The organism is Alloalcanivorax sp. C16-1 (assembly GCF_046507805.1).
GTDB lineage: Bacteria > Pseudomonadota > Gammaproteobacteria > Pseudomonadales > Alcanivoracaceae > Alloalcanivorax.
In genome coordinates this window covers 283,048-304,293 of the sequence record NZ_JBKFTK010000003.1, presented here as the reverse complement: position 1 = coordinate 304,293, position 21,246 = coordinate 283,048, and the positions used below count along the sequence as shown (strand labels likewise).

11 protein-coding genes are annotated in these 21,246 nt (G+C 68.1%); 8 read left to right on the top strand and 3 right to left on the bottom strand.

The features are described 5' to 3' along the window. The first annotated feature begins 39 nt into the window (after nt 1-39). Nucleotides 40-1,065 carry an MBL fold metallo-hydrolase gene (locus ACLD0W_RS11990; RefSeq protein ID WP_410307716.1) on the top strand — a complete coding sequence of 342 codons (1,026 nt, stop codon included), beginning with the start codon at nt 40-42 and terminating at the stop codon, nt 1,063-1,065. A gap of 140 nt (nt 1,066-1,205) precedes the next feature. Here ACLD0W_RS11990 and ACLD0W_RS11985 read toward each other — a convergent pair whose 3' ends face one another. Then, nucleotides 1,206-2,357, bottom strand: a complete 1,152-nt coding sequence (locus ACLD0W_RS11985; protein WP_410307715.1) for an acyl-CoA dehydrogenase family protein — start codon at nt 2,355-2,357, stop codon at nt 1,206-1,208. A gap of 203 nt (nt 2,358-2,560) precedes the next feature. On the opposite strand from ACLD0W_RS11985, the gene ACLD0W_RS11980 reads away from it, so the two are divergent. Then, on the top strand, nt 2,561-3,766 hold the full coding sequence (locus ACLD0W_RS11980; protein WP_410307714.1) for a 3-oxoadipyl-CoA thiolase: 1,206 nt from the start codon (nt 2,561-2,563) through the stop codon (nt 3,764-3,766). On the opposite strand, the gene ACLD0W_RS11975 is transcribed toward ACLD0W_RS11980, so the two are convergent. Together ACLD0W_RS11975 and ACLD0W_RS11970 are read right to left on the bottom strand one after the other, a co-directional pair. Next, the gene (locus ACLD0W_RS11975; RefSeq protein ID WP_410307713.1) at nt 3,763-4,173 is read right to left on the bottom strand and encodes a GntR family transcriptional regulator; all 411 of its coding nucleotides are present in this window, start codon (nt 4,171-4,173) and stop codon (nt 3,763-3,765) included. The two genes, ACLD0W_RS11980 and ACLD0W_RS11975, sit on opposite strands and share 4 nt — an antisense overlap. Beyond that, complete coding sequence (locus tag ACLD0W_RS11970; RefSeq protein WP_410307712.1) at nt 4,160-4,318, bottom strand: hypothetical protein; 159 nt, start codon at nt 4,316-4,318, stop codon at nt 4,160-4,162. Before ACLD0W_RS11970 ends, ACLD0W_RS11975 begins: the two co-directional genes overlap by 14 nt. A 124-nt stretch (nt 4,319-4,442) precedes the next feature. On the opposite strand from ACLD0W_RS11970, the gene ACLD0W_RS11965 reads away from it, so the two are divergent. The 6 genes from ACLD0W_RS11965 (at nt 4,443) to ACLD0W_RS11940 (ending at nt 21,218) form a co-directional block, all read left to right on the top strand. Further along, entirely contained in the window at nt 4,443-5,228 is a 786-nt protein-coding gene (locus ACLD0W_RS11965; protein WP_410307711.1) for an AraC family transcriptional regulator, read from the top strand. A gap of 83 nt (nt 5,229-5,311) precedes the next feature. After that, on the top strand, nt 5,312-5,767 hold the full coding sequence (locus ACLD0W_RS11960; RefSeq protein ID WP_410307710.1) for a MarR family winged helix-turn-helix transcriptional regulator: 456 nt from the start codon (nt 5,312-5,314) through the stop codon (nt 5,765-5,767). 119 nt (nt 5,768-5,886) lie between these two features. Beyond that, nucleotides 5,887-6,315: an organic hydroperoxide resistance protein gene (locus ACLD0W_RS11955; protein WP_410307709.1), complete on the top strand. Its 429-nt coding sequence runs from the start codon at nt 5,887-5,889 to the stop codon at nt 6,313-6,315. Nucleotides 6,316-6,437: 122 nt separating this feature from the next. After that, a complete protein-coding gene (gene cysZ, locus ACLD0W_RS11950) occupies nt 6,438-7,214 on the top strand; it encodes a sulfate transporter CysZ (RefSeq protein ID WP_410307708.1) in 777 nt (258 codons plus the stop codon). 545 nt (nt 7,215-7,759) lie between these two features. After that, complete coding sequence (locus ACLD0W_RS11945; protein ID WP_410307707.1) at nt 7,760-9,322, top strand: ShlB/FhaC/HecB family hemolysin secretion/activation protein; 1,563 nt, start codon at nt 7,760-7,762, stop codon at nt 9,320-9,322. A gap of 28 nt (nt 9,323-9,350) precedes the next feature. Then, nucleotides 9,351-21,218 (top strand): filamentous hemagglutinin N-terminal domain-containing protein, encoded by an 11,868-nt coding sequence (locus ACLD0W_RS11940; RefSeq protein WP_410307706.1) that lies wholly within the window; start codon nt 9,351-9,353, stop codon nt 21,216-21,218. Nucleotides 21,219-21,246 lie beyond the last annotated feature (28 nt).

Sequence of the window (21,246 nt, the reverse complement as noted above, 5' to 3'; positions counted from 1 at the left end):
CGCGTTGCCGCGCCCGCTGCGGAATAAGAGTGTCCCGTTATGAGTTCTGTGCTTCAACATCCTTTCAATGAACCGCCGGCCCCGGCTACCCGCCGGGAAGTGGCGCCGGGCGTTCACTGGCTGTATTTTCCGCTGCCGTTCGCGCTCGATCACATCAATTTGTGGCTGATCGAGGACGGTGACGGCTGGACCCTGGTGGACACCGGTTTCGGGTCCGCGGGTACCCGCGACGTCTGGCGCGCGGCCTTCGACGACGCCCTGGAAGGCCGGCCGATCCGGCGCATCCTGGTCACCCACTATCACCCTGACCATGTCGGCCAGGCGGCCTGGTTGGCGGAAACCTTCCAGGCGCCGGTATGGATGACCGGCGGCGAGTGGGCGCTTACCCGCCGGCTGCACCAGGCCAGCGACGACGAAGTGGGTGAGGGCTTCCGCCAGTTGTTCGGTCGCCACGGCCTGCCCGCCGACGCCCTCGAGGCCCTGGCCGGGCGCGGCAATGTCTACCGGCGCGTGCTGGGTCCGCTGCCGTCGTCGCCCACCCTGATCGCCGGCGGCGACCGCCTGGAGATCGGCGGCGATGCCTGGCAGGTGCATATCGGTCGGGGTCATGCGCCGGAGCATGCCTGCCTGTACCGGGAACGGGACCGGCTGCTGATCAGCGGCGACCAGGTGCTGCCGCGCATCTCCAGCAACCTCACCGTGCGCGCCCATGAACCGGACGACGACCCGGTCACCGACTTCGTGGACTCCCTGCGCGCCTTGCGCGCCGCGCTGCCCGAAGACACCCTGGTGCTGCCCGCCCACGGCCTGCCGTTTCGCGGCCTGCACCCGCGCATCGATGACCTGTGCGCCCATCACGACGAGCAACTGGACGCCGCCCGCGCGGCCTGCGGCGAACGGCCCCTGACCGCCTTCGATCTGCTGCCGGTGCTGTTCAAACGTGAACTGGACAACCACCAGCTGATGTTCGCCATGGGCGAAAGCATCGCCCACCTTAATTGCCTGCACGCCACCGGCCGGGTACGCCGCGAGGAGCGCGATGGCGTTTTCTATCATACGGCCTAGCATACCGGTCGGTATGGGCGGGGCATTGTATAAATCGGCTGGGGGAGGGGGGGCGCGACTGAAGTCGCTCCTACTGGGAGTTTGTAGGAGCGACTTCAGTCGCGATGGAGGTCGGCTAAAAGCCGCGCGCTTGCAGCTTGCTATTGCGCGTCGCGTACCATGCCGCGAGCGATCACGATCTGCTGGATCTGGGTGGTGCCCTCGTAGATCCGGAACAGACGCACGTCGCGATAGAAGCGCTCCACCGCGTACTCGGCCATGTAGCCGGCGCCGCCGTGGATCTGCACCGCCCGGTCGGCCACCCGGCCCACCATTTCCGCGCAGAACAGCTTGCAGCAGGAGGCGTCGAGGCTGACGTTCCTGCCGGCGTCCTTGCTGCGCGCCGCTTCCAGTACCATGGAGCGGCCGGCGAAGGCTTCGGCGCGGGAGTCGGCCAGCATCGCCTGGATCAGCTGATGGTCGGCCAGGGGCTGACCGAACTGCTTGCGTTCCATGGCGTACTTCAGCGCGTCCTCGATCAGGCGCTCGGCCACGCCCACGCACACCGCGGAGATGTGCAGACGGCCCCGGTCGAGCACCTTCATGGCGGTCTTGAAGCCCTGGCCTTCCTTGCCGCCGATGATGTTCTCGGCGGGCACCCGGCAGTTGTCGAAGGTGATGTCGCAGACGTGGGCACCTTTCTGGCCCATCTTCACGTCCGGCTTGCCCCGGATCAGGCCCGGGGTGTCGCCTTCCACGATAAAGGCGGTGATGCCGCCGGCGCCCTTGTTGTCCGGATCGGTACGCGCCATCACCGTGTACAGGCCGGCTTCCGGGCCGTTGGTGATGTAGCGCTTGGTACCGTTCAGCACATAGTGGTCGCCGTCCTTGTCCGCCCGGGTTTTCAGGCTGGCGGCGTCGGAGCCCACATCGGGCTCGGTCAGACAGAAGGAGCCGATCACTTCGCCGGTGGCCAGCTTGGGCACGTACTTGCGCTTCTGTTCCTCGGTGCCGTCGATCAGGATGCCCTGGGCGCCGATGCCGTTGTTGGTGCCGAACAGGGAGCGGAACGCCGGCGAGGTGTGGCCGATCTCGAAGGCCACCAGGGCCTCCTCTTCCATGGTCAGGCCGAGGCCGCCGTACTCTTCCGGAATGGACAGACCGAACAGGCCCATTTCCTTCATTTCATTGGCGATCTCTTCGGGGATGGCATCGTTTTCCGCCACGGTCTGCTCCGCCGGAATCAGGCGGTCGCGCACGAAACGGCCGATGGTGTCGACGAGTTGATTGAGCACTTCCTGGTCGCGAATCATGGGGCTCTTCTGTCTTATTGGTTAATCTGGAGGTCGGTTCATCCGGAGGCATGACCGGTGGGTCGCCGGCGGCTTGCATCGCACTCTGTCACGACCTATTCTTTCCGTCAAGTTTCGGAATAACGTTCCGCTATGCGGACTATCACCCTTTTTTATGGCGGTCGCGCCGCGCGTCCGTCTTGCCCCGATTCGAGGACCTCTCCATGCTCGACGCCTATATTTATGACGGCCTGCGCACGCCGTTCGGTCGCCATGCCGGCGCCCTCGCGCCGGTGCGCCCCGACGACCTGCTGGCCGGTGTGATCCGTGCCCTGATCGCGCGCAACCCGTTCGCCCCGGAAGACTTCGAGGACCTGGTGGCCGGCAACACCAACCAGGCCGGTGAAGACGCCCGCAACCTGGCCCGCCATGCCGGTCTGCTCGCCGGTCTGCCGGAGTCGGTGGCCGGGCTCACCGTCAACCGGCTCTGTGGCAGCGGCCTGGCCGCCACCCTGGACGCGGCGCGCATGGTCACCGTGGACGAAGGCCAGCTGGTGATCGCCGCCGGCGCCGAGTCCATGAGCCGGGCGCCCTTCGTGATGGCCAAGGCGGAATCGCCCTACAGCCGCAACATGCCCATGTACGACAGCACCATCGGCGCCCGTTTCCCGAACCCGGCCATCGAGAAGCAGTTCGGCCGCGACACCATGCCGGAGACCGCCCAGAACGTGGCCGCCGAGCTCGGCATTACCCGCGAGCAGGCGGACGCCTACGCGGCCCAGTCCCAGCGCCGTTACGAAGCGGCCCGGGTGGACGGTTTCTTCCAGGGCGAAATCCAGGCGGTGGAAGTGCCCCAGGGCCGCAAGAAGCCGCCGCTGTCGGTGTCCGAGGACGAGCACCCGCGCCCGGGCACCGACCTGGAGAAGCTGGCCAAACTGCCGGCCATCGTGGAAGGTGGCGTGATCACCGCCGGTAACGCCTCCGGCGTCAACGATGGCGCCGGCGCCCTGATCATCGGCTCCCGCGCCGCCGGCGAAAAAGCCGGCATCGCCCCGCGCGCCCGTATCATCGCCGGCGGCGTGGCCGGCGTGCCGCCGCGCATCATGGGCCTGGGCCCGGTGGGCGCCTGCCGCAAGGTGCTGGACCGCGCCGGCCTGACCCTGGCCGACATGGACGTGATCGAAATCAACGAGGCGTTCGCCGCCCAGGTGCTGGGCTGCTGCAAACAGCTCGGCCTGGAAGGCGACGACGAGCGCCTCAACCCCAACGGTGGCGCCATCGCCGTGGGCCATCCCCTGGGCGCCTCCGGCACCCGCCTGGCGCTCACCGCCCTGCGCCAGCTGGAGCGCATCGACGGCCGCTACGCCCTGGTCAGCCTGTGCATCGGCGTGGGGCAGGGCGTCGCCATGCTGATCGAACGCCAGCGCTAACCGTCGTCGGCGCCGCCGAGGAAGGCCCGGGCCAGCCGGTCCGCTTCCTCGGTGGTGGCCACGATTCGCAGTGGCACCTTGAACAGGCCCGCCAGGGCCGCGCTTTGCGTTTGCATTATCATTCGTTTGCCGGTATCCGGCTCCACCGCCACCATGCCCCGGCAGCGGCGTGCCAGGGTGTCCCGGTTGCGCTTCATCCACAGGGAGCGCCGTTTACGGTCCTCATGGGCTTCCCGGTGTTCACCCCGGAGGGCGGCGACCACCATCACGAACGGCTCGGGTTGCCCGATCAAAGCCTCAAGCTCCGCTTCCCATTGCACCGCGTAGCCCTCCGGCAGCCCCTCGGGCATCAACCGCACCAGCGGAAAGTCGGCGATGTCGTGCACCTGAAAATCATTCGGATTCATGGCCCGCCTCCCGGTCGCTGTCGGTGGCCGGATCCAGCCGCGGGCGGGCATTGGCCAGCAAGGCCCCCTCGGACCCTTCGCGGATCACCGTGCCGTTCCGCTCCAGGCTGTTCTTTTGATCGGAAAGAATATCGTTGGCTTGCATTGTCGTTTCCTTCAGTCGGGGCCGGGAATCAGGGGGGTAATCCAGACTAGCCGCGAGCGCCTGACTGAAATACCGTATAAAAGCCATTCAATATCGGAAAAGCGCCAAGATGAGCTGGACAAAGATGTCCCCGACCGGAGGCAGCGGCACCTTCCCGTCCGTGCAGGGCCCTCTGCTGGCCCGGCTCTGGGATAAATCCCAGGCCAGCCGGGAGGCCCGCGCCGCCGGCGTGCATCAGCACCGGGAAGGGCAGCTCTGCGGCGCCACGGAGGGGCTGTTGACCGTGCACACCGGCGACATCCGGTGGGCGGTCCCCGCTCTGCACGCTATCTGGATTCCGCCAGGCCAGGAGCACGGCCTCGATCCCCACGGGCAGTTCGGCGGCTGGGCCATGCTGATCAACGAAGCGCTGTGCCAGGGGTTGCCGGCGGAACCCTGCATCCTGCGCGTCTCCGGCCTGCTCATGGAGGCGGTGAAGCGCGTGGCCGGTTGGGATGAACGGGCCTGGGCGCCGGAGCGGGATCCGCTGGTGGCGGTGATCGCCGCCGAAATCCGAGCTTTACCCGGCGCGCCCCTGGGGCTGGTCATGCCCCGGGACCCGAGGCTGGCGCGCATCGCCGACGCCCTGCTGCGCGACCCGGCGGACCGGCGTGGCCAGGCCGAGTGGGCCGGCCTGGCCGGCCTGTCGCCGCGCACCCTGTCGCGCCGGTTCCCCCGGGAAACCGGGCTGGGCTTTCAGGCCTGGCGTCAGCGCGCCCGCTTGCTGCGCGCCCTGGAACACCTGGCCATCGGTCTGCCGGTGACCACCGTGGCCCTGGAGTGCGGCTACCAGACCACCAGCGCCTTCATCGACGCGTTCGGCCAGGTCTTCGGTACGACGCCGGGTCGCTGGCAGGGGCGGGGCGGTTGAGCGGGGCGCGGGTGACGTCGCGCGCCACGGGCTCCGCAATACTTTCTTGCTATTGAATAGCGCGCTATGTAATCATGCTCGCCATGACTGACGACACCGACACCCCGGACTCCCTGCTGCGGCTCGATCTGCAGCTGTGCTTCGCGCTGTACTCCACCCAGCTGGCGATGACCAAGGTCTACCGCAAGCTGCTGCGCGAGCTGGGTCTGACCTATCCGCAATACCTGGTAATGATGGTGCTGTGGGAGCGGGACGGGCAGTCGGTGTCGGCCATCGGCGAGCGGCTGTTTCTGGATTCCGCCACCCTGACGCCTCTGCTGAAGCGCCTGGAGAGCGCCGGCCTGCTGCAACGCCGGCGCGCCGCCGAGGACGAGCGGCGGGTGGAGGTGCGGCTCACCGACGCCGGTCGGGCCCTGCGTGGCCGGGCCGAGGCGATTCCCGAGGCGGTGGCCTGTGCCAGCCACTGCGAACCGGACGAATTGCGCGCTCTGAAGGCGCAGCTGGAAGACTTGCGCGACAAGCTCACCGACGCTGATTAAAGCGACCGGGATCGGGGCGCGGCGATAGCACAACCTTTATCACGCCCATTTAAATAGCGCACGATAAAATAGCGCAATATTTCCATCGCAAACTTTCCATCGCAAACAAGGAGAGAACCATGACCATCGAAAAAACCCTGTATCAGGCGGAAGCCCGCGTCACCGGTGGCCGCGACGGCCGGGTCACCAGCAGCGACAAGCAACTGGATCTGCAGCTGGCCATGCCCAAGGCCCTGGGTGGCCCGGGCGGCGAGGGCACCAATCCCGAGCAGCTGTTCGCCGCCGGCTATTCCGCCTGCTTTCTCAGCGCCCTGAAGCTGGTGGCCGGCCAGGCCAAGGTGAAACTGTCCGACGAGACCCATATCAATGCCAAGGTGGCCATCGGCCCGGACGGGCAGGGCTTCGGTCTGGCGGTGACCCTGGCGGTGACGCTGCCCGGCCTGGACGAGGATGATGCCAAGGCCCTGGTGGACAAGGCCCACGAGGTGTGCCCGTACTCCAACGCCACCCGTGGCAACATCCCGGTGGAACTGGACGTCTACGTCTGACCGGTTCCCCTCGCGGCCCCGTCACTCGGCGGGGCCGGCCGTCGGGCACTGGTCTCGACCCGAGGCGATGCTAGAATCGGCGCGAATCCGCCCAATCCGCCCAAGCCAACAGCGAGGTCGCCGTGTCCCAGATCACCCGTGCGCTGGACTATCTCAAGCAAGCCCTGACCCTGGCCCGCAGCCCCGGGCTGCGCGGTTACGTGATCGTGCCGATGATCTTCAATGTGCTGGTGTTCGGCGGCCTCTACTATCTGTCCGGCCAGTGGATCGCCGGCTGGATCGGTGCCGCCACCGCGGGCTGGTCGTTCGATGGCGGGCTCAGTTTCCTGAATGGGGCGCTGGACTTTCTGGTCGGCGCGGCGGTGGTGCTGGTGTGGATCCTGCTGCTGGGCCTGATGGCCAGCGTCTTCACCCTGGGCGTACAGCTTCTCGCCGCCCCGTTCATGGGTTTCCTGGCGGAAAAAGTGGATGTACGCATGACGGGCCGGCCGATGCCGGAGGAATCCATCGCCGCCATGACCGTGCGGGTGTTCAAGCGGGAACTGCGCAAGACCTGGTACTGGCTGTGGCGGGCGGTGCTGATCCTGCTGGTGGTGCTGGTGATCTACTTCATTCCGGTGGTCAACGTGCTGGCCTCGGCGGTGTGGTTCCTGTGGTCCGGCTGGCTGCTGGGGATGCAATACATCGACTACGCCGCCGACAACCGCCAGGTGCCGTTCACGGTGATGCTGGAACGTTTGAAGACCAAACGCTGGCTGGTGCTGACCTTCGGTTCGGTGATTCTGGGCCTGACCATGCTGCCTCTGGTCAACCTGGTGATCATGCCGGTGGCGGTGATCGCGGGCACTTTGGTCTGGGTGCACGAACTGGCCGAGGAGCCGGCGCCACGGCGAGGCTAAACATCGAAAACGTCCGCCATCTGGGATTTCTTCGCGCTTATCTACAAATATTTTTCTAATGCCAACGGCTGAGCCCGTTCTCTCGTTTCCGAGCGGCCGCGTCGCCGCCGGACACCCCGATGTTGTTTCATCTTTATTTTCTCCCCGCCCTGGTCATGAAACAGCGCACCCCCGTGGCGAACGCCCGGGAATCCTGCCCCGTGGGACCTGTTATCCGAACTAATCTTTTAGGCTTAGAGTGCGCTAAGGGTGCGAAAATTTAGTGATCAAAGGGCTTTGTAAAAGGTTAACCATTGTAAAGAAATGCACGTTGACCGTTGTATTTCCGTGAAATAGATTGCCCGAATTGTGAACTCGTTCCTTGAATGAAAGAGTTTGCAGTCGGCCTTCGGGCCAGGGGGTGAGAACAACGATCGGAGCGATGAACTCCGGCCGGGGATAGCAAAAAAATACGGGGGGAGGGGACCTTAACCGCCACCCGGGGTGCGTCCGCACCTTGCTCTCCATCTCGATCCTTTTATCGACGGGTTTTTCGGGATGCAACAATGAGCAGTCAATCCGGTTTCTTGCGTATCGCACTTCTGGCCCTGGCGCTGGCCTTCCATATCGGCCCGGCGCGGGCGCAAAGCACGCCGCCCCAGGTGGTGGTCAACGGGGTTACCTTCCAGGGCAACTACACCTACACCGCCTCCGACCTGTCCGGGTTGATCGCCTCGGAAATCGGCAAACCCATGACGCTCAAGGACATCCAGGGCCTGGCCGCCAGGGTGGAGGCGTTCTACCACGACGCCGGCTTCCCGCTGGTCAAGGTGGTGGTGCCGCAGCAGACTTTCGCCGACGGCACGCCGGTGAAACTGGTGGTGCTGGAAGGCCAGCTGGGTGAGATCCGCATCGAAGGCAATCAGCGCTACGCCTCCCAGCGCATCCTGGACGCCCTGGCCGCCGCCGATGTGCACCGTGACGAACCGGTGCGGCTTGACCGGGTGGAACGGGCCCTGACCCGCCTCAACCGTCAGTCCGGCATCGAGGCCGCCGCCGCCCTCAAGCCCGGCGCCCGCCAGGGTTACACCGACCTGGTCATCAAGGTCGAGGAACAGCCCCGTGTGACCGGCGCGCTGGAATTCAACAACTACGGCAGCAAGGACACCGGTCGCTACCGGGTGGTGCCGTCCATCACCCTGCAGAACCTGACCGGCCGGGGCGACAACGCCAACCTGATCGGCATGCAGTCCATCGGCGACGGCGATGCCTGGTTCGCCTACGCGGATTACGTCACCCCGGTGAACGCCCGCGGCACCAGCGTTCAGGTGTACGGCTCCACCGGTAACGTCAACGTGGGCCGCGACTTCGAGGTGCTGGAAGTGGAAGGCGACAGCACCGGGCTGGGCGTGGGCGTGCTGCAGGACCAGATCCTGTCCGCGCGCAGCGTGCTGACCTACAGCGCCTGGCTGGAAGGCACCGACCTGGATCAGGACATGCTCGGCGTGCGCATCGCCGAGGACCGCATCCGCAAGCTGCGGGTGGGCGTGGCCCTGGACCGCACCGACCTGTCCGGGCGCAGCCTGGTGTCGGTGGACCTGCACCACGGCCTGGGCGAAAGCCTGGGCGGCATGGACGACAACTCCTCCCTGTCCAGCCGCGCCTTCGCCGGCGCCGACAACGACTTCACCAAGATCACCCTGGACCTGGCCCGCATCCAGCGCCTTAACGCCCGCACCCTGCTGATCCCGCGCCTGTACGGCCAGTACGCCTTCGACCCGCTGGTGTCCAGCGAGCAGTGGGCCATCGGTGGCGTCAATTCCGTGAAAGGTCATCCGCCGTCGATCTATTCCGGCGACAGCGGCGTTACCGCTTCCCTGGAGGCGCGCTACGACCTGTTCGCCGACGATTCCCGCTACCAGTTGATCGGCCAGCTCAGCCACGGCCGTCTGTACATCAAGGAACCGTTCTACGACCAGGACGATGAGCAGGATATCTCCGGCGTCAGCCTGGGCCTGCTGGCCCGGCCCTGGGACCCCATTGAGGTGCGCCTGGATTGGGGGCTGCCGTTGGGCACCGAAACCGGCGACAACAGTTATTTCTACGCTCAAGCACGCTACCGCTTCTGAGCGCCACCACTTTTACGGGTAACGAATCATGGCACGAAATAAAAAACGCAATGCTTCAGTGGCGGTCGCCGTTTCGGTTTCAGTGTTCGGCTTCAGCGGCGCGGTCCACGCCGGCCCCAGCGGCGGTCAGGTGGTGCAGGGTAACGCCTCGATCACGCCGGATGGCATGGAAACCATCATCAACCAGCTGTCCAGCAAGGCGGTGATCAACTGGAACGACTTCAGCATCGATCCCGGTGAGTTGGTCAAATTCATCCACCAGGCCAGCACCGACGTGACCCTCAACCGGGTCACCGGCGACACCGTGTCCCAGATCCGCGGCGCGCTGACCGCCAACGGCAACATCTTCCTGATCAACCCCAACGGCATCGTATTCGGCGCCAGCGCCGAGATCGACGTGGCCGGCCTGCTGGCCACCACCTTCGACATCGCCGATCAGGACTTCATGGACGGCAAGCTCAACTTCAGCGGCGAGCTGATGAACAACGCCGCCATCACCAACCAGGGCAAGATCGAGGTGGGCAACGGCGGCTTCGTCTACCTGATCGCCCCCAACGTGGAAAACACCGGCCACATCATCGCCAACGTGGGCCGCGTGACCCTGGCCAACGACGGCTCCTACGACATCGACCTGACCGGCAACGGCCTGGTCACCTTCTCGGTGACCGACGCGGACCTGACCGGCGCCACCGGCTCGGTCAAGAACGGCCCGGACGGCAAGATCGAAGCCGGCCATGTGCTGCTTTCCGGCAGCGAAACCAGCGCCGTCATGTCGTCGGTGGTCAACCAGGGCGAAATCACCGCCGCCACCGAACTGACCATGGCCGGTGACGACCTGGAACAATCCGGCACCATCGCCGCCGGCGACACCACCCTGGAGGCCACCAACGCCATCGTCTCCAACGGCGGCTCCATCAGTGGTGGTTCCGCCACCCTGAAAGCGGGCACCGGCATCGGCGCCACCAGCGCCGTGCACACCGACGTGGACGACCTGGCGGTGAGCAGCGAGAGCGGCGCCATCCGCGTCAGCGAAGCCAATCAGCTGGACAGCCTGAGCATCACCACCGGCGACAGCGCCGAGGTGAGCTTCAAGCAGGACGGCGTCGATCCCATCGGCGGCGGCCCGGTGCAGGACGACATCACCGTTCAGTTCAACGGCCAGAGCCTGAGCGCCAGCCGCGATACGGTGAAAACCGACCTCAGCTTCACCCACGGCGACGGCGGCGTGACCCTGTCCGGCGTCAACGTGGAGGGTGATCTGAGCGTCACCGCCGCCGGCAACATCGTCGGTAACGGCAACCTGGACACCGCCGCCAGCGGCAACCGCGTGACCCTGGCCACCACCGTGGACGGCGCCACCATCGGCGCCGAGAACAACGCCCTGCGCATTGACGCGGACACCCTGCGCGCCGAAGCGCAAAAAGGCCATGTGGTGATCACCGACACCGCCGGCGACCTGACCCTGGAGCGGGTCAGCACCGGCGACAACAGTGTGGACGCCGGCCTGCGTGCCCTGATCACCGCCGAGAAAGGCGACCTGCGCGGCAGCGACAACGGCGAGATCAACGTGGAAGCCTGGGCCACCAATCTGAAAGCGGACGGCGCCATCGGCAACGCCGGCCAGGCGGTCACCACCGCCGTGGACGTACTCTCCGCGTCCACCCAGGACGGCGGCATCTACGTGGACGACCAGGACGGTGAACTGGTGCTCGGCAAGATCAGCGCCGGCGAGCGCATCATCCAGGCCGGTCTGCCCGCCTCGTCCACCGGCATCAGCAACGCCGACGGCAGCATCACCCTGAGCAACGGCGCCACCGGCAGCCACGACGTGGTGATCGGCGCCGACGACAATATCGTCATCAGCGACACCGTGTCCGCCACCGACCAACTGATCATGCTGTCCCGCGGCGGCGGTCTCTATAACGGCGGCGACAGCGCCATGCTCACCGGGCGCTTCGTCTTTCTGCAAGCCGCGGACCGCATCGGTCAGAGCGGCAGCGCCCTGAAAACCCAGAGCAACTCGCTGAGCGCCGGCTCCGGCGGCAACGGCGTTTTCCTGACCGAGAACAACGGTCTCAACGTCAACACCATCCATGCCCAGGGCGAGAACGCCAGGGTGGAGCTGGAAGCCACCGTGGGCGACGTGGTGCTGGGCCTGGTGAACGTACAGGATGGCGACGCCTCGGTGATCAGCCAGGGCGGCAATATTCGTGGTAACGACGGCGTGCCGCTCAACGTGCGCGCCAATCACCTGACCCTGGACGCCGACGGCGCCATCGGCACCGCGGCCCAGGCGCTCACCACCGAAGTGGACCGCCTGACCACCACCACCGGCACCAGCCTGGCCGGCACCTATGTGGCCAACACCGGCCTGCTGTCGAGCCTGGATGCGACCACCCTGGGTGGCAATGTATCGGTCACCGACGACGACGGCGGCGTCAGCTTCAACCGCGCCAACGAACACCTGTCGGTGCAGCGCGGCGGTGGCGAAGGGCTGGACCTGACCTTCAACAACGGTGCCGGCAACCTGATCGTGGAAGGCGCCGATCTGAGCGGCCATCAGGTGGACCTGAGCGCCAGTGGCCGCATCGGCGACGGCGGCGGCGTGCTGGCCGCCGACGGCCTGGCACTGGCCGCCGGCGACGACATCGACCTGACCACCGACGCCAACCGCATCGATGCCACCACCCGCGACGGCGACATCGACCTGGACAACCAGGGCGAAGGCCCGCTGGCGCTGAACGCCGCCGCCGGCGGCGCCGGTCGTGGCGTGACCGTGAGCCATCAAGGTGACCTGAACCTGGGTCAGGTGTCCGCGGACGGCCTGATCCGTCTCACCGCCACCGGTGAGCTGAACGGCGATGGCGACAACACCGCCATTACCGGCAAGAACGTGGAACTGGACGCGGCCCGCATCGGCAGCGAAGCGCGCGCGCTGTCCACCGCCATCACCGGCAAGCTGTCCATGCTGTCCGAGGGCGACGTTTACGTCACCAACGTGGGCGCGCTGAGCATGCTCGACGCGGAAGCGGTTGGCGACATCGACTTCACCCAGGCCGGCAACACCGTGCTGGGCCGGCTGTCCAGTGGCGGCAGCGTCACCTTCAACGCCACCGGCCGTGTCAGCGACGGCAACGGCGACGCTGACAACATCGTCGCCAACGATCTGACCCTGGACGCCCTGCAGGTGGGCGCCGCCGACGGTACCGTGGACGCCCTGGAAATCCGCGTCGACGAACTGGTGGTCGACGCCCGCAACGGCGGCATCTATCTGCGCAACCGCGACAGCGGTCCGTTGAGCCTGATCCGCGCCCGCGCCGCCGGCGGTGACGTGAACATCGACACCGTCGGCACCATGAACCTGGGCACCGTGACCTCGTCCGGTGGCAACGTCACCCTGACCAGCGGCGGCGCCATCAACGACGCCCGCCCGGACGGGTCCAGCGACGCCAACGTGGTGGCCCGCAAGGTGGACCTGCGCGCCCAGCAGGGCGTCGGCAACACCGGCCCGCTGGTACTGGACGTGGACCAGATGTCGGTGAGCGGCGGCAACGGCGACGTCAACGCCGCCAGCCCCGGCGCCGTGGAAGTGGACGCGGACAGCCTGGTGGGCAAGGGCGCCGGTGGTGTCACCATCGTGGCCGCCTCGATCACCGTGCTCGACAACAACGGCGGCATCCTGGTGATGGACGGCGGCAAGCTGGTGCTCACCGCCACCAACGGCAACATCGTGTTCCTGAATCAGGACGACACCATCCGCCTGCCCGGTGGTGGCAGCATCACCCTGACCGCCCGCGCCGACGGCACCAACGAGGGCTACAACGGCAACATCATCACCGGCAACCTGGTCACCGAGGGCGGCGACATCACCCTGGACGCGGACCGCAATGTGACCCTGGGCATGCTGGACACCGGCGGCACCGGCGACGTCTATGTGATCGCCCGTGACGGTGTGATCCTGGACGGCAACGGCGCCGACCAGAACGTGCGTGGCGACCACGTCACCCTGATCGGCAACACCCCCAGCCAGCGTGACGCGGAAATCGCCCGCGACACCGCCATCGCCGACTACGCCGGCCGGGTGGCGGAACTGAACGCCAAGATCCTGCAGCTGCAGATCCTGCAGCAGCAACTGGAGGCCTACCTCGCCGCGCTCAACTCGGCGATCGTCAACAAGAACATTGCCCAGCAGAACCTGACCAGCGCCCAGCGCACCGCGGACCGTCTCGCCAGCCAGCTGAGCGCCGCCGGCACCGCCCTGGATAATCTCAATCGGGTGGTCTCCGTGGCCCAGGCGGCGGTGGATGCCGTGTCCCTGGCCGCCGGCGCGGCCCAGGCCATTCCGTTCAGCGGTGACGGCGGCTCCGACGCCGCCTTCCAGGGCCTGAGCCTGGCCCTGTCGATCGCGCAGATCGCGGTGGACGAATACGACCGCAACGTGGTCTCGCCCCTGGCGGACGAGGTCAATAACGCGCTCAACGACCTGGACGTGGCCAAGAGCTACTTCGGCGACGCGGTCACCAACGTGGATACCTGGACCCGGCTGCGCGACACCACCCGGGTGTCCCGCGACATGGCGGACCACTCCGTGTTCAAGGCCACCGCCGCCCGCGACGCCAGCCAGGCGCTGCGTCAGCAGTCCATCGCCGCCTACGACCAGGCCAGCGACATCGACATGTCCGCCGCCAAGCCGCTGGGCATCGAGGCCAATCGCCTGGACATGGGCACCAGCAGTGGCCGCGCGCTGAACACCGGCGTGTACCTGGACTCCACCGGTAATCTGGGCCTCGGCGACATCAACTCCGTGGGCGAGATCCGCGCCGAAAACGTGGCGGGCGATATCAGCGTGGTGGGGGACGTGGTCAGCCCGACGCTGATCTCCCTGCAGGCCGAGGGCGCGGTACGCGGCATCGGCGGCACTTGGGTGGACGGCGACTGGGTCGCGGACGTGGGCATGCTGCACGCGCCGGCCATCGCCGTGCGCGCCGAGCAGGGCGTCGCCGGCCGAGAGGACTCGCTGTACACCGACACCGATGAAATCGCCATCGACGCCGGCGACGGCGACGCCTTCGTGATCAACGACAACGGCGGCGACGAACTGGTGCTGGGCACCGTGGACGGCCTGAGCGGCATGACCGCCTCCGGCGACATGGGGCTCGCCAACCGGGGCGACCTGCGCCTGAAGACGCAGATCATCGACACCGATGTGACCGCCGACAGCGACACCTATCTGGTGGCCGAGGGCGGCGCCATCATTGACGACAATGGCGACACCCTGAACGTCACCGGCGGCGACCTGCACTTCGGCGCCGACGGCCAGGTGGAACTGGACACCCAGGTGGACCGCGTGGTCGACAGCGGCACCAGCGACGGCGACGTGCTGCTGCGCGAGCGCGACGACCTCGCGCTGATCGCCCTGGAAACCCTGAACGGCGACATCGACGTCACCGCCGGTGGCAACCTGACCGTCCACGAACTGGCGGCCGGTGGCGACAGCGCCACCATCCGCCTGAACGCGGACGGCCGCATCGACGACGACCAGGACAACAGCACCCTGATCGCCGGCAAGCGTCTGGAGCTGACCGCCGGCGGCGCCATCGGCGCCACCGGCAGCGTCACCCAGCGTGGCCTGGACACCGCCGTGGACGTGGTCACCGCCGACGCCAAGGGCGAGATCAATATCCACGACCAGGACGACCTGGACGTGGAGAAGGTCACCACCACCACCGGCAACATCACCCTCACCAGCGACGCCGGTGATTTGCATCTGGGCGAAGTGCGCACCAACGGCGAGGGCGGCAACATCACCCTGGTGGCCGACGGCGCCATCGACGCCCTCAACGACGCCGACCAGACCCCGGAACTGTACGCCGACCAGCTGGCCCTGCGTGCCGGCAACGGCATCGGCACCGCCGACCAGGCGCTGCTGATCGAAACCGGCGCCCTGGAAGCGGACGCCGGTGACGGCGGCCTCTACCTGTTCAACCAGAACCGCGACCTCACCGTGGGCGGCGTCACCCCGAACCTGGGCCTGCCCGGTCTCACCGGCCTGGACGCCAACGGCGACCTGCATCTGACCGTGGCCGACGGCGCCCTCACCGTGAACGAAGCGGTGACCCAGACCGGCGAAGGCGACACCCGCCTGAGCAGCGGCAAGGGCCAGCTGATCAACGCCAATCTGGATGCCGACGGCGACCTGGCGCTGACCGCCTCCACCGGGGACATCAGCGCCATCAACGGCGTGCAACTGACCAGCGGCGGCGACCTGTCCGCCACCGCCACCGAAGGCGGTGTCAGCCTGGTGCAGAACAGCCGCGCCCAGGCCGACGGCGACCTGACGCTGAAAGGCGGCACCACGGTGTCGCTCAATAACGCCAGCGCCGAGGCCGGCGGCGACCTGACCCTGACCGGTGAAAACGGCAACGTGACCCTGGTTCACAGCCAGGCCACCGGCGCCGAGGACGTCACCGTCAGCGCCGGCGACAACATCACCGTGTCCAGCCTGTCCACCCTCACCGCCACCAACGGGGCCCTGAAAGCCACCGCCACCGAGGGCAACCTGGAGTTCAATAGCGGCAGCAGCGCCTCCGCCACCACCACCCTGGGCCTGAAGGCGGGCAACCAGGTGGCGCTGATCAACGCCACCGCCCAGTCCGGCGGCGACATGAGCGTCACCGCCGAAGACGGCGACGTGCTGCTCACCAACAGCCGCGCGGGCACCGAAGGCGCGCAAACCGTCAGCGCCGGCGGCAGCGTGCGCCTCACTCAATCGCAGCTGAACACCGAAACCGACGGCGACATGAAGGTGACCGCCACCAACGGCGACATCAGCCTCAACAACAGCCAGATGCTGGCCGGCGGTGCCTTCGACGGCCAGGCCGGCGGTGACGCCGTGCTGATCAGCGGCCTGATCAGTGCCGGCGACTCCACCGACCCGGACGCGGAACCCGCTGACGGCACCCTGGACCTGGACGCCGGCGGCAACGTGCGCCTGACCCAGGGCAGCACCATTACCGGCACCGGCGACACCCAGGTGGGCGCCGAGAACGGTGAGCTGCTGGTGGTCGACAACGGTCAGATCCTGTCCGGCGCTGATCTGGACCTGAGCGCCGGCACCAACGTGACCCTGAACACCGGGCGCGCCACCGCCGAACAGGACCTGACCCTGACCGCCGGCGACCACGTGCGCCTGTCCGGCGGCGCCGCGCTGACCGCCACCCAGGGTGATCTGAGTGCCACCGCCGACGGCGGGGACCTGGAATTCACCCAGAACAGCGGTGCCACCGCTGGCGGCGAGCTGACGCTCACCGCCGAAGGGCAGATGCTGCTGACCAACGCCTTCGCCAACGCCGGCCTGGACCTGGCGCTGACCGCGCGCCAGGGCTCCCTGCGCATGACCGACAGCGACGCCACCGCCGGTGGTAAGCTGGACGCCAGCGCCGGCCAGGACCTGCAACTGTCCGCGGGCTCCACGCTGATCGCCAACGGCGGCACGTTCAATGCCACCGCCACCAACGGCACTCTCAACCTCAGCCAGAGCAGTCGCGCCGCCGGTACCGGCGACGTGGCCCTGCGCGCCGGCACCGATCTGTCTCTGAATAACGCCACCGCGGAATCCCTGGGCCAGAACCTGAGTCTCACCGCCGACACCGGCAGCGTGACCCTGGTCACCAGCCAGGCCACCGCCCGGGGTGACACCACCGTGACCGCCGGGGCGAACCTGGTGCTGTCCGCCGGTTCCGCGCTCACCGCCACCGACGGCGACCTGGACCTCACCGCCACCGACGGCAACCTGAGCGTCAGCCAGTCCTCCCGTCTGACCGCCGGCAACGACCTCACCGGCGACGCCGGCACGGATCTGGTGTTCACCACCGGCACCCAGGCCACCGCCGGCGGCGACCTGGATCTGGACGCCGGCCGTCACCTCACCGTGGAAGACAGCCAGGTGCGCGCCGACGGCGACGCCGCCCTGACCGCCACCGACGGCAATCTGTCGGTGACCCGCTCCACGGTCACCGCCGGCGGCTTCCTGGACGGCGACGCCGGCCAGGGCATCCTGCTGACCGCCGCCACCCTGAACAGCGGCTACCTGGCCGTGGTGCCGTTCGCGCCGCAGCCCGACACCAATGTGGACCTGACCCTGAACGCGGGCAGCGGTGACATCGCCCTGTCCCAGGGCAGCACCGTGGCGTCCGCCGGGGCGCTGGTGATGGACAGCGACGAAGGCAACGTCAGCCTCACCAACGGCAGCCGCGCCACCGCCGTCACTGACGCCACCGTGGCCGCCGGGTCCAGCGTCAGCCTGGCGGAAGGCTCGCGGCTGGAAGCCGGTGACGGCGACCTGGATATCAACGCCACCGACGGTGACCTGACCGCGAGCCAGTCCTCCAGCCTGACCGCAGGCAACGACCTCACCGGTAACGCCGGCACCGACGTGGCGTTCAGCACCGGCGCCACGGCCACCGCCGGCGGCGATCTGGACCTGGATGCCGGCCGCCACATCAGTGTGCAAGACGCCCAGGCCCGCGCCGATGGCGACGCCTCCCTGACCGCCGCCACGGGCAACCTGTCGGTGAGCCGCTCCACGGTCACCGCCGGGGGCTTCCTGGATGGCGACGCCGGTGGTGCCATCACCCTGACCAGCGCCACCCTGGCCAGCGGCCAGCCGGCGCCGCTGATGCCCTTCGCGTTCGCGCCGTTGGAAGCCGGTAGTGTCGACCTAACCCTGAACGCGGGCAGCGGCGACCTGACCTTCACCGACGGCAGCCGTGCCACCGCCGCCGGCGACCTGGTGCTGGGCAGCGAGGAAGGCAGCATCGTCCTCACCAACGGCAGCCGGGCGCAGGCGGCCACCGACGCCACCCTCACCGCGGGCAGCGACGTGCGCATCAACAACGGCTCGTCCGTGGAAGCCGGGGAGGGCGACCTGACCGTCACCGCCACCGACGGCGACCTGAGCGTCACCAGCGGCGGCGCGCTGACCGCCGGCAACGACCTGACCGGCACCGCCGGCCAGAACGTGACCCTGGATCAGGCCACCGCCCAGGCGGGCGGCGATCTGTCCCTGGAGGCGCAAGGCGCGGACCTGGCTGTGGCCAACAGCCAGGCCACCGCCGCGACCGATCTGGACCTCAAGGCCAAGGGCGACCTGACCGTGGACGCCTCCCTGGTACGCGCCACCGACGGTGACCTGAGCCTCACCGCCAGCGACGGTAACCTCACCGTGCGGCAGGGCAGCACCCTGTACGCCGGCGCCGATCTCTTCGCCGATGCCGGCAACGACCTGGCCTTTACCACCGGCACCGAGGCCCGGGCCGGCGGCGATCTGGACCTGGGCGCGGGCCATGACCTGACCGTCAGCGACGCCACGGTCCAGGCCGAAGGCACCCTGGATCTGGCGGCCACCGACGGCGACCTGGCCGTGACCCGCGCCGGCGTCACCGCCGGCGGCAAGCTCACCGGCTCAGCCGGTGGTCTGGGTACCCTGACCGCTGCCACCCTGACCAGCGGCGACGCCCCGGACGCCGACCCGGCGGACCTGAGCCTGACCGTGGGCGGCGACCTGACCGTCACCGACGGCACCCGCGTCACCGCCAGCGACTCGCTCACCCTGGGCAGCGATGACGGCGCCGTGCTGGTCAACAACGGCAGCGCCCTGAAAGGCGACCGGGACGTGACCGTTACCGCCGGCACCGATGTGGACTTCGATAACGCCAGCCTGAACGCGGTGGACGGCAACGCCCGCATCACCGCCACCGACGGCGATCTGACCCTGGCCCACAACGCCGGTCTGAGCGCCGGCGCCGACCTGGACGCCAGCGCCGGTGGCAAGCTCTCCATGGACGCCACCAGCGCCATGAACAGCGGCGCCGACCTGACCCTGGACGCCGGTGACGACGTGGCCCTGTCCACCCTGCGTGCCGGCGACGACGTGTCCGTGACCAGCCAGAAGGGCGGCATTCAGGCGGACCCGGCCATCGCCGAGCACATTCACGGCGACAACCTGTTCCTGTCCGCGGCCAAGAGCATCGGCTCCTCGCTCAGCGGCCTGAAAACCCGCGTGACCAACCTCTACGCCACCATCACCGGCAGCGGTGATCTGCACCTGCGGGATCTGGACAGCAACGGGCTGACCGTGAAAGACAGCAGCCTGGCGGACGGCGACGCCCACCTGCGCGCCGGCGGCGACCTGACCATCGACTCTCTGGCGGTGAACGGCGACGTGGTGCTGGACAGTGCCGGCCGCCTGTCCACCGGCGAAAACGGTGAACTGCGCGCCGCCGACCTGAACGCCACCGCGGTGGACGGCATCGACCTGCGCGGCGAGTTGGACAGTGCCACCCTGGCGGTGACCGGCACCGGCGCCATCGACCTGGACAACCAGGGCGACCTGCGTCTGGATCTGGCCGACACCGCCGACGGCGACATCACCGTGGGCACCGACGGTAACCTGGGCATTGGCCGGGTCGACGCCGACGCCCACGACGTGTCGCTGACCGCCACCGGCGCCATCGCCACCGACGGCGCCGGCGAGATCGACGGCCGTTACGTGGCGCTGCGCGCCGGCCAGGGCATCGGCGGCCTGCCGCAAAGCGAGAACCTGGACGACCTGCTGACCCTGCGGGCCGAGCGCATCGACGCGCTCAGCGACGCCGGCGACATCATCCTGCGGCAGCAGGGCCCGGTGTTCATTCGCCAGGCTCGCACCGGCGACGGCCGCGTCGGCGTGCTGGTGGAAGGCGGCGATGCCACCCTGGGTGATATCCATGCCGATGGTGACGTGGCCCTGGTGGCCAAGGACGGTGCCCTGCTGGACGACAACGACACCTCCACCCGCGTCAGCGGCGCCGAGGTGTCGCTGAGCGGCCGTGACGGCATCGGCACCGACACGGTGGCCATCGCCACCCGCGCGGAACGGCTGCGGGCGGAGGCGGACACCGGGATCATCAACGTGGAAGAGCAGGACGGCCTGGCCGGTCTGGACGCCACCATCAACAACGGTGACATTCGCGTACGCACGCTGACCGGCAACCTGACCGTCAACGAAGTGCAGGCCCTGGCCCCCGGCAATGCGGTGATGCTGTCCGCGGTGGCCGGCGCCATCCTGGACGGCAACGCGGAAGCCAACAACATCGTGGCCGCTCTGCTGGAACTGACCGCCGCCACCGGCATCGCCCGCGCCAGCGACCCGCTGGACGTGGACGTGCAAACCCTGGGCGCCACCGGCGGCAGCGGCGGTGTCTATATCAACAACCGCAACACCGGCCCGCTCACCGTCACCGGCCTTACCGGCCAGGGCGGCCTGGGGCTGACCACCGGCGGCGACCTGGATCTGGACGGCGACCTGAACGGCCGCCGCGTGGACCTGACCGCCGGCGGCGACCTGACCCAGCGTGGCCGCATCACCGGCACCGACGGCGTCAGCGTCAGTGGCAACGGCGACGTCACCATGGTCACCGGCGCGGAAACCCACAGCGGCGGCCCGGTGCACTACCGCGCCGGCCAGACCCTGGCGGTGGATCGCATCCACACCACCACCGGACTGGGCGGCGCCACCGTGACCCTGGAAGGCCGCAATCTGGTCAACAACGCCACCGCGCCGGGCTCCATCCGCGCCGGCCAGGTGAACGTGCGCGTCACCAACAATGCGGACAGCGACCGGGTCTACGAAATGGTCGACACCACCAACGGCAAGGCGCGGGTCTACCTCAACGACCGCACCCTGGGCGGCAAGGTGGTGGAGGACTCCCAGTACGTGGCCGACCTGACGCACCCGCAAAGCGTTAATACGCAGGGCCTGGTGTTCAACCCGTTCGAGGACTTCCACCCGCAAACCGCCAGCCGCGGCTTCCAGCCCGTCGCCGGCGAAGACGGCGAATGGCGCTACGAACCCTGACCCTTCGGGGTCCCTGCCCTTCGGGGTC